General features: G+C 70.2%; 13 protein-coding genes. 10 read left to right on the top strand and 3 right to left on the bottom strand.

Translation table 11 applies throughout. The features are described from left to right. Positions 1-67 precede the first annotated feature (67 nt). From ACZ48X_RS01600 to ACZ48X_RS01555, 10 genes are all read left to right on the top strand, one after another. Positions 68-1,756: a bacterio-opsin activator domain-containing protein gene (locus tag ACZ48X_RS01600; RefSeq protein ID WP_336351325.1), complete on the top strand. Its 1,689-nt coding sequence runs from the start codon at positions 68-70 to the stop codon at positions 1,754-1,756. Between the two features lie 227 nt (positions 1,757-1,983). After that, positions 1,984-4,002 carry an acetate--CoA ligase gene (acs, locus tag ACZ48X_RS01595; RefSeq protein ID WP_336351326.1) on the top strand — a complete coding sequence of 673 codons (2,019 nt, stop codon included), beginning with the start codon at positions 1,984-1,986 and terminating at the stop codon, positions 4,000-4,002. Positions 4,003-4,118: 116 nt separating this feature from the next. Next, on the top strand, positions 4,119-4,718 hold the full coding sequence (locus ACZ48X_RS01590; RefSeq protein WP_379762616.1) for a DUF4212 domain-containing protein: 600 nt from the start codon (positions 4,119-4,121) through the stop codon (positions 4,716-4,718). Between the two features lie 116 nt (positions 4,719-4,834). Beyond that, on the top strand, positions 4,835-6,508 hold the full coding sequence (locus ACZ48X_RS01585; RefSeq protein ID WP_379762715.1) for a VC_2705 family sodium/solute symporter: 1,674 nt from the start codon (positions 4,835-4,837) through the stop codon (positions 6,506-6,508). Between the two features lie 3 nt (positions 6,509-6,511). Then, on the top strand, positions 6,512-7,006 hold the full coding sequence (locus ACZ48X_RS01580) for a universal stress protein (protein WP_336351328.1): 495 nt from the start codon (positions 6,512-6,514) through the stop codon (positions 7,004-7,006). Next, entirely contained in the window at positions 7,003-7,230 is a 228-nt protein-coding gene (locus tag ACZ48X_RS01575; protein ID WP_336351329.1) for a hypothetical protein, read from the top strand. Before ACZ48X_RS01580 ends, ACZ48X_RS01575 begins: the two co-directional genes overlap by 4 nt. A 137-nt stretch (positions 7,231-7,367) precedes the next feature. Beyond that, the gene (locus ACZ48X_RS01570; RefSeq protein WP_336351330.1) at positions 7,368-7,724 is read left to right on the top strand and encodes a DUF8165 family protein; all 357 of its coding nucleotides are present in this window, start codon (positions 7,368-7,370) and stop codon (positions 7,722-7,724) included. Between the two features lie 58 nt (positions 7,725-7,782). Next, on the top strand, positions 7,783-8,619 hold the full coding sequence (locus ACZ48X_RS01565) for a YihY/virulence factor BrkB family protein (protein WP_336351331.1): 837 nt from the start codon (positions 7,783-7,785) through the stop codon (positions 8,617-8,619). A gap of 140 nt (positions 8,620-8,759) precedes the next feature. Then, a complete protein-coding gene (locus ACZ48X_RS01560) occupies positions 8,760-10,091 on the top strand; it encodes an APC family permease (protein ID WP_336351332.1) in 1,332 nt (443 codons plus the stop codon). Positions 10,092-10,106: 15 nt separating this feature from the next. Beyond that, a complete protein-coding gene (locus tag ACZ48X_RS01555; protein WP_336351333.1) occupies positions 10,107-11,237 on the top strand; it encodes a 3-hydroxyacyl-CoA dehydrogenase in 1,131 nt (376 codons plus the stop codon). 21 nt (positions 11,238-11,258) lie between these two features. Here ACZ48X_RS01555 and ACZ48X_RS01550 read toward each other — a convergent pair whose 3' ends face one another. The 3 genes from ACZ48X_RS01550 to ACZ48X_RS01540 all read right to left on the bottom strand — a co-directional run bounded on the left by ACZ48X_RS01550 (position 11,259) and on the right by ACZ48X_RS01540 (position 14,590). Beyond that, positions 11,259-12,968, bottom strand: a complete 1,710-nt coding sequence (locus ACZ48X_RS01550; RefSeq protein WP_336351334.1) for a thiamine pyrophosphate-binding protein — start codon at positions 12,966-12,968, stop codon at positions 11,259-11,261. A 267-nt stretch (positions 12,969-13,235) separates the two neighbouring features. Then, a complete protein-coding gene (locus ACZ48X_RS01545) occupies positions 13,236-13,670 on the bottom strand; it encodes a universal stress protein (RefSeq protein WP_336351335.1) in 435 nt (144 codons plus the stop codon). A gap of 245 nt (positions 13,671-13,915) precedes the next feature. Then, the gene (locus tag ACZ48X_RS01540; RefSeq protein WP_336351336.1) at positions 13,916-14,590 is read right to left on the bottom strand and encodes a DUF6498-containing protein; all 675 of its coding nucleotides are present in this window, start codon (positions 14,588-14,590) and stop codon (positions 13,916-13,918) included. Between the last annotated feature and the right edge of the window lie 30 nt (positions 14,591-14,620).

Genomic DNA, 14,620 nt, shown 5'->3' with positions numbered 1-14,620 from the left:
CTCTCGAACGCCAGGATAGCAGTTTTTGAACCCTAGAACTATTGCGCTTCGTCTGCTAGCGCGAAACGTGGTCGACCCGCTCTCGGACGCCGACTACGCGCGGCTCCGCCGGCACGCCCGCACGCACCGCGAGGACCTCGTCGTCCGCCTCTGCGGCGAGGCGGGCCTGCGGCCCGCCGAGATCGCGTCCCTCAGCCCCGGCGACGTCGGTTCGGTGGATGGAACGACGGTGGCGTCGGTCGACGACCACGCGACGGTGCTCCCGCCAGCGGTCGCGCACGACGTCGAGAAGTACGCCGCGTCGAACGACGTCGGTGAGAGCGAATCGCTCGTCGACGTCTCCGCGCGGCGCGTCCAGATGCTCGTCCGCGAGGTCGCCGACCGCGCCGCGGCCGCGACCGGCGACGACCGCTTCGCCGACGTCGACTCGCGGTCGCTCCGCGAGCACTTCGTCGTCTCACTCCTCCGGCAGGGCGTCGACGTTCGCGTCGTCGCCGCGGTCGCTGGGTTCGAGAGCGTCGCCGGCCTCGCACCGTACCTCGACGACCCGAGCCCCGCGGAGGTCGCGGCCGCGGTCGACGACGCCGCGGCAGTCGCGGCCGACGACGGGACGCCCGAGCCCGTCAGGCAGGCCGCGAGCCTGCTGGCCGCCGTCGGCGACGCACTCGGCGACCAGGAGTCACCGAAGGCGCTGTTCGACGCGGTCGTCGAACGGGTCGCGAGCACGGACGGCTACCGGTACGCGTGGGTCGGCCGGTGGACCGACGACGACGCGACCGCCGAGGTCGTCGCGAACGCCGGTGTCGACGCCGCCGTCGCAGCAGCCGAAATCCGGGACGCCGGCGGTGGCGATAGCACCGCGAAGGACGGTGAACCGGCCGGTGGCGAGCGCGGTGGCGTCCGCAGCTTCGACCGCGACCGCGGGGGCGTCCTCACGCTCCCTCTCGGCGAGTTCGAGGGCGTCGCGTACGCGCTCGGCCTCGGCGTCGAGCACGTCCCCGACGCGGCCGGGACGGTCGCCGCGCTCCACGATGCGCTCGGCGCGCTCGTCGCTCGCGCGTTCGAGGCGACCCGTCGCCGCCGGCGGCTCGTCGCGGACGTCGTCACGGAACTCCGGTTCGACGTCCACGACCGGGACGCGGTCCTGGTCGCGCTCGCCGACTCGCTCGACACCACGGTCGAGGTCACCGGCGTCGTCCCGGGCGGCCCCGGGCTCGTGCTGTACGCGGAGGTGGCCGACGTCGCACCGAAGGACGTCGTCGACGCGGCCGACGACGAGGACGCGGCCGGCGTGGCTCGCGTCCGGTACGTCGACGACGGCGACGACGGCCCGGTCTTCGAGTTCGTCGTGCAGGACTCGCCGGCGCGGACGCTCGTCGAACTCGACGCACGCGTCCAGTCCTACCGCGTCGACGCCGACGGCGGTCGACTGACCGCCGTCGTGCCCGCGGACGCCGACGTCAGAGCCGTCCGCGACCGCGTCCGGGACGCGTGGCCGGACTCGGCGCTCGTCGGCCAGGAGACCGTCGAACGAACCGTCGAGCACGCCCGCGGGTTCCAGGACCGACTCCGCGAGGACCTCACCGACCGCCAGCTCGCGGTTCTCCAGTCCGCGTACCACGGCGGGTACTTCCAGTGGCCTCGCGAGTCCACGGGCGAGGAACTCGCCGATTCGCTGGACGTCGCCGCGCCGACGCTCCACAACCACCTCCGGGTCGCCCAACGCAAGCTCCTGGACGCGTTCTTCGAATCCTGAGCGCTCGCGGGACGCCACCGGCGACCGCCGCGAACGAGTGACTATCTGTTTAGGCGCGGCCGTCGCGTCCCGTCGACCACGCCGGCCGACCATGGTCGCCATCGAGAACGCACGTTCCCCAACGTCGAGCCCGTTTCGTTGCGTTTCTCGCGGCTTCCGGGATTCCATCACGGTCGTTCCTCGGATTAGTTACCGTCCTTTTTACGTCGGGTGTCGCGGTGCGAGGTATGTCGGGCGAGACCGAACATAGCATCGAGGCGCGCATCGCGGACGCCGACGAGTTCGAACCACCGGCGTCGTTCGTCGAGCAGGCGAACGTCACCGACCCGGAGATATACGACGACTTCGAATCGGAGTGGCCCGAGTGCTGGGAGCAGGCTGCCGACCTCCTCGACTGGGACACCGAGTACGACACGGTGCTCGACGACTCGAACCCGCCGTTCTTCGAGTGGTTCACCGGCGGCGAGTTGAACGCGAGCTACAACGCGCTCGACCGCCACCTCGACGAGCGCGGCGACGAGGCCGCCATCGAGTGGATCGGCGAGCCGACTGACGAGGCGAACCGCACGTACACGTACCGCGAACTCCACCGCGAGGTCAACGAGTTCGCGGCCGCGCTCCGGGACCTCGGCGTCGGCGAAGACGACGTCGTCACGATGTACATGCCGATGGTGCCCGAACTCCCGGTCGCGATGCTGGCGTGCGCTCGCATCGGCGCCCCCCATAGCGTCGTGTTCGCGGGGTTCTCCGCGGACGCGCTCGCGACGCGGATGAACAGCGCGGACAGCGAGTACCTCGTGACGTGCGACGGCTACTACCGTCGCGGCGACGCCCTGGAGCACAAGGCGAAGGCCGACGACGGGCTCGGCGGCGTCGACCACGACGTGACGGGCGTCGTCGTCGACCGCCTCGGCGACGCGTACGACCACCCGATGCGCGACGGCGGGAACGGGGGTGCGACCGGTAGCGACCACGACTACGACGCGCTCGTCGACGACCACGCGGGCGCCGAGGTCGACCCCGTGAGTCGGGACGCCGAGGACATGCTCTTCCTCATGTACACGTCCGGGACGACCGGCCAGCCGAAGGGCGTGAAGCACACCACGGGCGGGTACCTGTCGTGGGTCACGTGGACGAGCCAGGCCGTGCTCGACGTCAAGCCCGAGGACACGTACTGGTGCTCGGCGGACATCGGGTGGATCACGGGGCACTCCTACATCGTCTACGGGCCCCTCTCGCTCGGGACGACGACGGTGATGTACGAGGGGACGCCCGACTACCCCGAGAAGGACCGGATGTGGGACATCGTCGAGGAGTACGAGACCACGCAGCTGTACACCGCGCCGACGGCCATCCGCGCGTTCATGAAGTGGGGCGAGCGCTATCCCGCCGAGCACGACCTCTCCAGCCTCCGCCTGCTCGGGACCGTCGGCGAACCCATCAACCCGCGGGCGTGGAAGTGGTACTACGAGCACGTCGGCGACGAATCCTGTCCCGTCGTAGACACGTGGTGGCAGACCGAGACCGGCGGGATGATGATAACCACGCTCCCCGGCGTGAAGAACATGAAGCCGGGAGCGGCGGGCCCGCCACTGCCGGGAATGGACGTGAACGTCGTCGACGCCGTCGGCGACGAGGTCGACGCCGGCGAGGCCGGCTACCTCACCGTCGACAAGCCGTGGCCGGGGATGCTCCGCACGCTCTACCAGAACGACGAACGCTACGTCCAGGAGTACTGGGCGGAGTACTCGGACACCGACAGCGACGACCCCGACGACTGGACGTACTTCCCCGAGGACGGCGCGAAGATAGACGACGACGGCTACATCACCGTCCTCGGTAGGGTCGACGACGTCATCAACGTCTCCGGGCACCGCCTCGGCACCATGGAGATCGAGAGCGCCATCGTCGGCGTCGAAGGCGTCGCCGAAGCCGCCGTCGTCGGCGGGAACCACCCGGTGAAGGGCGAGGCCGTGCACGCGTACGTCATCACCGAGGACGACGCCGAGGGCGGGAGCGAACTCCGCGGGAAGATAATCGAGGGCGTCGAGGACGCCATCGGCCCCATCGCCCGCCCCGAAAGCGTCGTCTTCACGCCCGAACTCCCGAAGACGCGCTCCGGGAAGATCATGCGGCGCCTGCTGGAGGACATCGCGAACGGCGACGACCTCGGGAACACCTCGACGCTCCGGAACCCCGGCATCGTCGAGGACATCCAGGCCGCCGTGGACGCGGGAGGTGACTGACCGAGGAGCGCACGCTCGCCCCGTCACGCGCCGCAGCCCCAGGAGAATCGACAGCCGACCCCCGACGCTTTCCGCGACGACCGCAGACCGACCACCGACCAGACAACGCACACAGCATGAGAGACACTGACTCACAACGCGAGTCGACCACGGCCCGCGACCGGACCACGGGTCGCGGCTCGACTACGACCGACGCATCGAGCGGAGAACGCGACGGCGCAGCCACCGAAGATGGCGACGCCGCAGCCACCGACGCGCCGACCGAACACCCCCACGACCCGGCCGCACCGCACCCGCGGACCGACGGCGGCACCGTCACCACCGACACACCCGCCACAGACAGCGGCGAGGACGTCGACTACCTCGAACGCGAGGTGAACATCTTCAAGCCGTCGACGCCGTTCATGCGCGACCACCTCCGCGTGGTCTGGGCGATGTTCGCCGCGTGGGCGGTCGTCGTCTTCGGGCCCGTGACGGCGACCGCGCTCGCGCCGGACGCGATGACGAGCATCACGGTCATCGGGTTCCCGCTGCATTACATCACCACTGCGATCGGCGCGCCCACCGGCGCGCTCGTGCTCTCGTTCGTCTACGCTCGCAAGCGCGACCAGCTCGACGACGAGTACGGCATCGACCACGGCACGGACGCCGCCGGTGAGAGCGAGGAGGACGCACCCGCCGAACCGACCGCCGCCGACGGTGGGGTCGAACAATGACGCTCGCCACCGCACCGACCGCCGCGGCTGCCAGCCTCGCGCTCGACGCGACCGCGACGCCGCTCCAGCTCCTCCCGGACGCCCTGAACGGCTCGTTCAAGCTCGTCCCCGCCATCATGGTGACGGGGATGCTCCTGCTGTTCCTCGGCATCGGGTACGCGTTCCGGGTCGCCGACACCGACGACCTCTGGGTCGCCGGGCGCTCCATCGGGAACGTCGAGAACGGCATGGCCATCGGCGCGAACTGGATGTCCGCCGCGTCGTACCTCGGGATGGCGGCGCTCATCGCCCTCTCGGGGTACTACGGGCTCGCGTTCGTCGTCGGCTGGTCGACGGGGTACTTCATCCTCCTCATCTTCCTCGCCGCACAGATGCGGCGGTTCGGGAAGTACACCGCGCCGGACTTCGTCGGCGACCGCTTCGACTCCGACACCGCCCGCGCCATCGCCGCCCTCACCACCATCCTCATCGGGTTCGTGTACGCCGTCGGGCAAGCACGCGGGATGGGGCTCGTCGGCATCTACGTCTTCGGCGGCGACTACGCGACGATGGTCGTCCTCCTGATGGCCATCACGGTCGGGTACCTCGCCCTGTCGGGGATGCTCGGCGCGACGAAGAACATGGCCGTCCAGTACGTCATCCTCATCGTCGCGTTCCTCGCCGGCCTCTACGCCGTCGGGTTCACGCAAGGGTACTCGACGGTGCTCCCGCAGGTCGAGTACGGGATGCTCCTCGACCAGCTCGGCCGCGAGTTCACCGAACCGTTCACCTCCGGTAGCTACTACCTCTGGATCGCGACCGCCTTCTCGCTCATCGTCGGGACGTGCGGGCTCCCGCACGTGCTCGTGCGGTTCTACACCGTCGAGAGCGAGCGGACCGCGCGCTGGTCGACCGTCTGGGGGCTGTTCTTCATCTGCCTGCTGTACCTCTCCGCGCCCGCGTTCGCCGCGTTCGGCACCGACCTCTACGCGAAGAACGTCGGCGCCGTCTACGGCGCGAACGGCATGAGCGGTGCCGAAGGCGACGTCATCGTCGTCATCGCGAGCCAGCTCGCGAACCTCCCGACGTGGTTCGTCGGTCTCGTCGCCGCCGGCGGCATCGCCGCCGCCATCGCGACCACCGCCGGATTGTTCATCGCCGCGTCCTCCGCCGCCGCGCACGACATCTACACGAACATCGTGAATCCCGACGCGACCCAGCGCCAGCAGCTCCTCGTCGGTCGCGCGACCATCGTCGCGCTCGGCGCCGTCGTCACCGTCACCGCGCTCGACCCGCCCGCGCTCGTCGGCGAACTCGTCGCGTACGCGTTCTCGCTCGCCGGCCTCGTGCTGTTCCCGATGTTCTTCCTCGGGCTCTGGTGGGAGAACACGAACCGGCAGGGGGCGCTCGCCGGGATGACCACGGGCCTCCTCATCTGGTTCACCGCGATCATCAACGAGGTGCTCCCGAACTACGTCGGGTTCCTCGGCGACGCCGCCGGAGACGCCGGCGCAATCGTCCCGGTCTACGCGGACGTGTTCCCCGCCATCGGCGCCGCGCTCGCCGGAACGCCCGTCGTGTTCGCGGTCACCATCGCGGTGTCGTACGCGACGGAGGAACCGAGCGAGGAGATAAAGCGCATCGTCCGGCAGTGCCACAGCCCCGAACCGATGGGGCAACAGCAGTCCGCCGAGGACGTCGTCGGGAACAGCGGAAACGGTGGTGTGGCGACCGACGGTGGCCGCGACGCCGCGACCGACGGCAGTCGTGACGCGGCCACCGACGACGACGCGGCGACGGAGGAGGTGTGACCGATGTACGAGCACGTACTCATCCCGACCGACGGTAGCGAGACGTCCGAACACGCGGTCGACGAAGCGTTGGAGGTTGCCTCGCGGTTCGACGCGACGGTGTCGGCGCTGTACGTCGTCGACACGGACTCCGTCGGTATCAGTCTCGGCGCGGAGCAGGTCGACCGCATCCGCCAGGGGCGGTTCGGCGAGATGGACGACCTCGAGGCGCGAGCGAGCGACGCGACCGCGTACGTCGCGGAGCGCGCTCGCGAACGCGGCGTCGACGTCGAAGAGCATGCACGCGCCGGGCGGCCCGCGTCGGTCATCGCGGACTTCGCGGACGACGCGGACGTCGACCTGATCGTGATGGGGAGCCACGGCCGAAGCGGCCTCTCCCGGGTCGTCCTCGGGAGCGTCACCGAGCACGTCCTTCGGGAGACCCACAAGTCGGTGCTCGTCGTCGACACCGGGCACGCCGGCGAGGACGCCGAGGACCGCGGAGGCGACGGCGAATGACCGCGACGTCCCGCCTCGACCGCGTCCGCGACCACGTCGTCGAGAACCGGGAGACGGTGCTCGCGGACCTCGCGTTCGCGGTCGTCTGGGTCGCCGTCGTCACGCTCCTGTTCGACGTGCTGCAGGGCCCGCGGTGGGTCTACCACCTGACGCTCGCCGGTGGCGTCGTCGCTCACTACGGGTTCTTCGCGTCCCTCGATGCGGCGAGCGACCAGTCGAACTGAGCGGTCACTGCCCCGCGCTCCTTCCTTCGCAATCCGCCATCCGAGCCCGAGCCTGGACGCTCGCGGGAACGGCGGCCGCGTCGCGGACGACCACCCACCAGAAGAAATAAGCAGGAAGCATACTATTGTTTCCTTGTATGAGTGAGAAGCATCAGAAGTTGGTCGGGACGCGCATTCCACACGGCGCCGCGTCCAGCGTCTTCCCCGTCGAGGACCTCCCGTGCGACGTCTACCAGCGCCGTGACGCGAAACGAATCCTCGAATCGACGCCCAGCGACGCCGTCCTCGGGCTCCGGGCGACCAGTATGGCGAGTTCCTACTTCCTCCACGGCCACGCGCTCACCGTCGTCGACACCGTCTCGCTCCCCGACACCGCGAAAGCAGACATCCGCGACCGAAGCGGCGTCGACGTCCACGACTTCGAACTCCTCGCCATCGGGAAAGCCAACCGGAACTACGAGAACCGCACCCTCAGCGAGTACGCCACCCCCTGAGTCGCGACCACCCCACTGAAGCCATGGCATTACGGCGCCTCGCGACCATACTGTACCCATGGACCTCGACCTGGTCGTCTCACGCGCAAAGGAGGTGAAGACCGTCTTCGGCGAGAAGAACGTCACGTTTCTCGCCGGCAGCATCGCGTACAGCGCGTTCGTCTCCCTCGTCCCACTCCTGCTCTTCCTCTTCCTCGTCGTCTCCGTCCTGGGCGCGCCCGAGCTCCAGGCTCGCATCGTCGAGGTCGCAACGCAGAGCGTCTCGCCAGCGGTCGGCGGCGTCATCGAGGTGATGATCGACTCGCAGCGCGACGCCAGCACCGGGTCCACGCTCGGTGCGACCGTCATCGGCGCGCTCGTCCTCGTCTGGGGCGCCATCAAGGTGTTCCGCGGGCTCGACACCGCGTTCTCCACGATCTACGAGACGACCGCCGAGGACACGTTCCTCGACCAGATCAAGAAGAGCCTGCTCGTCCTCGCCACGCTCACGCTCGGCGTCGTCGCGATGGTCGGCGCAACCAGCGTCGTCTCGTTCATCTCCACCATCCCGTTCCTCGGGCTCCTCGTCCCGTTCGTCCTCCTCGGCGCGCTCGTCCTCGCGTTCCTCCCGATGTACTACCTCTTCCCGGACGTCGACCACGAACCACGCGACGCCCTCCCCGGGACGGTCATCGCGGCCGTCGGGTGGACGCTCCTCCAGATCGGGTTCCAGGTGTACGCCTCGCTCGGCGGCGAGGAGAGCAACCTCATCGCGAGCATCCTCCTCTTCGTCACGTGGCTGTACTTCACCGGCGTCGTCCTCCTCCTCGGCGCGACCTACAACGCGGTCGTCCTCGACGGCCGCAGCGGGGACGCCGACAACCGAACCGACACGGTCGAGCAGGCACGCGCCTGAGCGCGTCCGACCAGGCCCCGCGCCCGAGTACGAACGACCACGCCGACGCCCCGGTTCGACGCTCCGCTCGATGCCCCCCGGCGAGACGCTCGTCGCGGGAAAACTACTTTCACCCGCACCCGCATGAGACGTGATACCGAATGGCTCGAACCGAGGGTGGGGACGGTGACATCGGCCTGCTGCACGCGGTGAGCATCGAGGTCGGCCTCATCGTCGGCGGCGCACTCTTCAGTCTCACGGGCGTCGCCGTCGGTCTCGCCGGCCCCGGAGTCGTGCTCGCGTTCTGCGTCGCGTTCGGCATCGCCATCCTCGGCCTCCTCCCCACCGCGATGCTCGGCGCCGCCTACCCCACCACGGGCGGGAACTACCGCTACCCAGCCGCCCTGGTCTCCCGGCCGCTCGCGTTCCTCGCCGCCATGGGACTGGGCGTCAGCATGTTCACCGGCGGGCTCCCGCTGTACGCGCTCACCGCCGGCCAGTACGTCGACGCCCTCCTCCCCGTCAGCCCCACCGCAGTCGGGTTCGCGCTCCTCACGCTGTTCTTCGCCGTGAACCTCCTCGGGCTCCGTCCCGCCGCCACCGCCCAGCTCGTCATGTTCGTCGGACTCGTCGCCGCCCTCGCCTCGTTCGTCGCGTTCGGCATCCCCGCCGTCGACCCCGCGAACCTGACGCCCGCGTTCCCCGGCGGCACCGTCGGCGTCCTCACCGCCGCCGGCGTCCTCTACTTCGTCTGCCTCGGCGCGAACTTCGTCGTCGACGTCGGCGGCGACGTCCGCGACGCCACCGTCACCATCCCGAAGTCGTTCGCGGTGTCCGTCCCACTCGTCCTCGTCACGTACGCCGGCATCGGGCTCGTCGCCGTCGGGACCGTCGGCGCGGACGCCATGGCCGGCGCGACGCTCGCCGTCCCCGCCGAAGCCATCCTCCCCCGCGGCTTCGAGGAGTTGTTCGTCGTCGGCGGCGCGCTGTTCGCCATCGCGACCAGCATCAACGCCGTCTACATCATCACCCCGAAGTACCTCGAAGCGCTCGCCGCCGACGGCCTCGCCCCGAACGCGCTCGCCGCGACCAACGACCGCTTCGGCACCCCACACTGGGCGACCGCGCTCGTCTACGCGTGCTCTGCGGCCGCGCTCGTCTCCCCGCTCCCCATCGCCGACCTCGGCGCCCTCCTCGGGTTCGGCGGTGCCGCCCTCGTCGTCCCCGTCATGCTCGCCGCCATCGTCGCCGTCCGCGACCACCCGGAGGACGTCGCCGACACCCTCCCCCTCCCCGGCCGTGCACTCGCCGCCATGGCCGCGCTCGCCGTCCCACTCAACTGCCTCCTGCTCGCCCTCCTCGCCACGCAATCGCCCACGTTGTTCGTCGCGTGGCTCGCCGCACTCGCCGTCCTCGGCGGGTACTACCTCGTCCGCACCCGGACGGCCAGCACGAGTCGCACCGAACTCACGACCGACCCAGACGCGGACTGACACCACACGACACCGATGACACAACAGAGACACACCGACGCACTCGACCTCGAACGAACAGGCGTCGTCGGCGCGGGCCTCATGGGCCGCGACGTCGCCGGCCTCCTCGCGAACGCCGGGTTCGACGTCACGCTCGTCGACGTCGACTCCGACGCCCTCGACGCCGCCCGCGACTACCACGAGACCGCGCTCGCGGACGCGCTCCGCGCCGGCGGCTTCGACCCCGACGACGACCTCACGGCCCGCATCGAGTACGCGACCGACGTCGACGCACTCGCCGACTGCGGGTTCGTCGTCGAGGCGGTCCCCGAGACACTCGACCTCAAGCGCGCGGTGCTCGCCGACCTCGAACGCGTCCTCGACGCGGACGCCGTCGTCGGCACGAACACGTCCTCGCTCACGCCCGGCGAGATAGCCGCCGACGCCACCCACCCCGAGCGCGTCGTCCTCTTCCACTTCGCGAACCCCGCACTCTCCCGCGACCTCGTCGAGATCGCCGGCGACGACGCCACCGACCGCGCCATCGCTGTCGCCCGCGCCGTCGCCGACGCCATCGACCGCCATCCCGTCGTCCTCGGCGCCGAGTACCGCGCGAACTGCCTCAGCAGGCTCTCCGCCAGCATCAAGTGCGCCGGCACGTGGGAGCTGCTCGACGCCGACCCCGCCGCCGTCGACCGCGGCGCGCGCAACGTCGGGTTCGACCGCGGCCCCATCGAGTTCGTCGACCTCATCGGCGTCGACGTCCACCTGCACACCGTCGAGAACCTCGCCGACGCGTACGGCGACCGGTACGCGCCGCCCGAATCCGTCCGCGAACGCATGGACGCGATGGTCGACCGCGACGACCTCGGCAAGAAGAGCGGCCATGGGTTCTTCGAGTGGGACGGCGAGACGTGCCTCCTCCCCGAGGTCGACGACCCGCACGACGTCACGCCCGTGCTCGCCGCGCTCGTCAACGAAGCGCACCGCCTCGTCGACGACGGCGTCGGCGACCGCGACACCGTGAACGACGTCCTCAAGCGCGGCAGCGGGGGCGACGTCGGCCCGTTCGATCTGGAAGCGACGTTCGGCGCCGACTACCTCCGCGACGTCCTCGACGCCCGATACGAGGAAACGGAGGCGGCCGTGTACGACGCCGTATTCTGAGGTGCCACGACGCCGCGGGGCTCAATCGACGAGCAGCGGCGGCGCGGCGAACGGGTCGACGTGGACGTCGAGCAGCGTCGGTTCCTCGGACGCGATGGCGTCCTCGATGGCTGGCCCGACGCGCTCGGCGTCCTCGATGCGTTCGCCCTCGCAGCCGAACCCGCGCGCGACCTGCGCGTAGTCGACGCTCGGGTCGAAGTCCGTGGACTGGTCGACGCTGTGCGTCGCCATCTGACTCATCTTCGACGACCCCAGCGACTCGTTGTTCGTCACGACGACGGTCACGGGCAGGTCCTCGCGCGCCGCCGTCTCGAGGTCCGCAATGTGGTAGCCGATGCCGCCGTCCCCGGAGAGCACGACCACCGGGGCGTCCGGGCGCGCCGCCTGCACCCCGAGGCCCTGGGGCAGCGCGGCGTTGATGCCGTCGCTCCCGCGCGCCTGCAGGTACCGCAGTCCCGGCTCCTCGGTCTCGTAGAACGCCCCCGAGAAGAACCCGGGGAAACTCGTCGCGCTCACCAGCACGCCCTCGGCGGGGATCCGTTCGTTCAACTCGTGGACGACGCGCTGGGGCTGGATCGGCGAGCGGTCGCTCGTCAGGTCGTCGCGGTGCTCCTCGCGCCACGCTTCGCGGTCCGCGGCGAGCGACGCGACCCGGTCCGCGCGAGCGTCGGCGCCAGCCGGGGCGTCCGCGTCGACCGCGTCCGCGAGCGCGTCGAGCGTCGCCCGCAGGTCCGCGCGGATACCGACCGCGGGCTCGTAGTTCCGGCCGAGCCACTCCGGGTCGAGGTCGACGTGCACGAGCGGCGCGTCCTCGGGGACGAGCGACCACCCGACCGACGTCAGCTCGCCGAATCGCGTCCCGAACCCGAGCACGAGGTCCGCGTCGGCGAGCGCGTCGTTCGCCACCCGACAGAACCCCCAGCGGCCGACCACACCGAGGGCGTGCGGCTCCGTCTCCGCGACCGCGCCCTTCCCGTTCATCGACGTCACCACCGGCACGTCCGCGGTCCTCGCGAACCGCGCGAGTGCCGCCGTCGCGTCGGCGCGAACGACGCCCTCGCCCGCGACCACGACCGGACGCTCCGCGCCAGCGAGCAGGTCGAGGACGTCCACGACCGCGTCAGCGCTCGGCTCGGGGCGCTCGCGCGGATACGACGCGTCGACGTCACCGCGCAGGAACGAACTCGCTGCCGGCTCGTCGCTCGCGTCGTCCGCCGCTTCGTTCGATGCGACGTCCCCACCGAGGACGTCCTCGGAGAGGTTCACGTGCGCCGGCGACGGGACGGTCGCGGTCGCGGTGCGGACGGCGCGCTGGACGGCTTCGACCGCTCGCGTCGGGGATTCCGGGTCCGCGGTCGAGGTCGTCCACGGCTCCAGGACCGCCTCGTTGTCCGCGTCCTGGATGACGCCGTTCCCGCGCGTCGCCCGGTCGTTCCCGCCCGTGAGCGCGAGCACCGGCGACGACGCGCCCGACGCCTCGGAGAGCCCGGCGCCGATGTACGCCGCGCCCGGCCCGCTCACGCCGTCGACGACGCCGAGCGTCCGCGCCGCCCGCGCGTACCCGTCCGCCATCAGCGCCGCGCTCGCCTCGCTGCGCGCGAGGACGTGCCGGAGGTCGCTCTCGGCGAGACTCGCGTAGTACGGGTCCATCTGCTCGCACGGGAATCCGAACACCGTCTCCACGCCCGCCGCCTCGAACGCCTCGACGACGACGTCCGTCGTCCGCGTCACCGCCACCCACCACCGCATCGCGTGCGTCGTGTGAACATGACTCCCCCAACTCCCGGAGCCCTCAAAAACGCTCCCCCGGAACGTCCCAGGGACAGCCACGGAGCTTCGCCCGAGTCGATCTAGAAGAGAAGCGCGCCCGACAGCGACCCCTGACCGGTCAGACGCCGTGCTCGTCGTCCTCTACCCCCGACGTACCCGCGAATTCTACCGCCGACGCACCCGCTGATGCGCGACCGCCGACAGCCCCCCGCGGAACGGCTCCGCGCGTTACTCCTCCTCTTCCTCGGCCGTCGTCACCGTCACCGGCCGGTCCGTGTTCAGGAGGACCTCCTGCGTGACGCTCCCGAACAGGATCTTCCCCGCCGGCGACCGCTTCCGTCCACCGAGAACTATCTGGTCCGCGTCCACCGAGTCCGCGACGTCGATGATGTCCTGGGCGACCTCGCCACTGTCCTCCTGGATGTGATAGTCGACGCCCGCCTCGTCGAGGACCTCCATCACGCGTCGAACCGCGTCGATGCGCGTCGGCGAATCGAACCGCTTCATCTCGTCGGGCGTATCCGGCGAGCGCTCGCGGCCCGTGAACACGAACAGCACGTACGCTTCCACGTCCATACCGTCGTCAGCGAGAGACGCGACGAAGTTCGCCTGACTGAGTGCCCGTTCGACGTTCAGATGAACCGGAAGGAGTACACGATGCATAAAGCCACCTTCACCCGGCGGTGATTTATAACTAGAGGCCTATTTGAACGGGTCGGGAACGCCCGCACCGCCAGCCCGCGCACGTGAACGACGCGTCCGCGGCCCCGCGACTCCGTCCGCAGCCAGCCGACTTCCCCCGCAGCCAGCCGACTCCGTCTGCGGCCCATCGACCCAGGGCGCCACCGGGTCGTCGACCCAGCGAGCGTCCGCCGCGCGGAGCGACACGACGGACATCGTCGAGAACGTCACTCGACGCCCGTCGCCGTCGTCGAACTCGAGCGCCGGTTCGCCCGGTCGTGCGCCCGCCAGTGCCCGCGGAGGTCGAGCACGGTCTTCACGAGCACCATCACGGCGACGGCGCCCACCGGGGCGCCCACCCCGCCGACTGCGAACGCGCCGAGGACGATGGTCAGATGGAGGACCAGTACGCGCCGGTACGGCTCCACCATCAACGTCACCGGACCACTTCGTTCGAACTCGCCGTACCCGACGAAGTTCAACCGATACGAGAGCGCGTGATACCCGACGAACCCGACCGTGGGAATCACCACCGACGCCCACTCGCCGTCGACGAGCGGCGCGAACCCCCTGAAGACCGTGAGCACGAACACGCCGTGGACGAGCCAGAACACGCCGTAATGCTGCACGAAGAACCCCGCGACCGACCGCTTCGACCGTCCGACGAACGACGCGACCGACCGGTCGTTGAAGCTCATCTCGGGCAACTCCGCCGGGTCGTCCTCGCCCGCTGCGCGGAGTATCTTCGCGACCGATCCGACACCGACGACCGCGCTCTCCAGCCAGTACACGAGCATCAATGCCGGCACCCCCCACCCGAAGAAAGCGACGCCGACCAGCGGGATCGCGTTCCCGGCGAGCAGCCCGACGACAGCCAGCCGCGACCCCGGAGACGAACGCATACAACCACCGAGGACGGGCGACCGGTTAAA

The sequence above is a fragment of the Halorubellus litoreus genome (assembly GCF_055378595.1).
The sequence above is the reverse complement of the archived record's forward strand: the minus strand, read 5'-3'. Positions and strand labels throughout refer to the sequence as shown.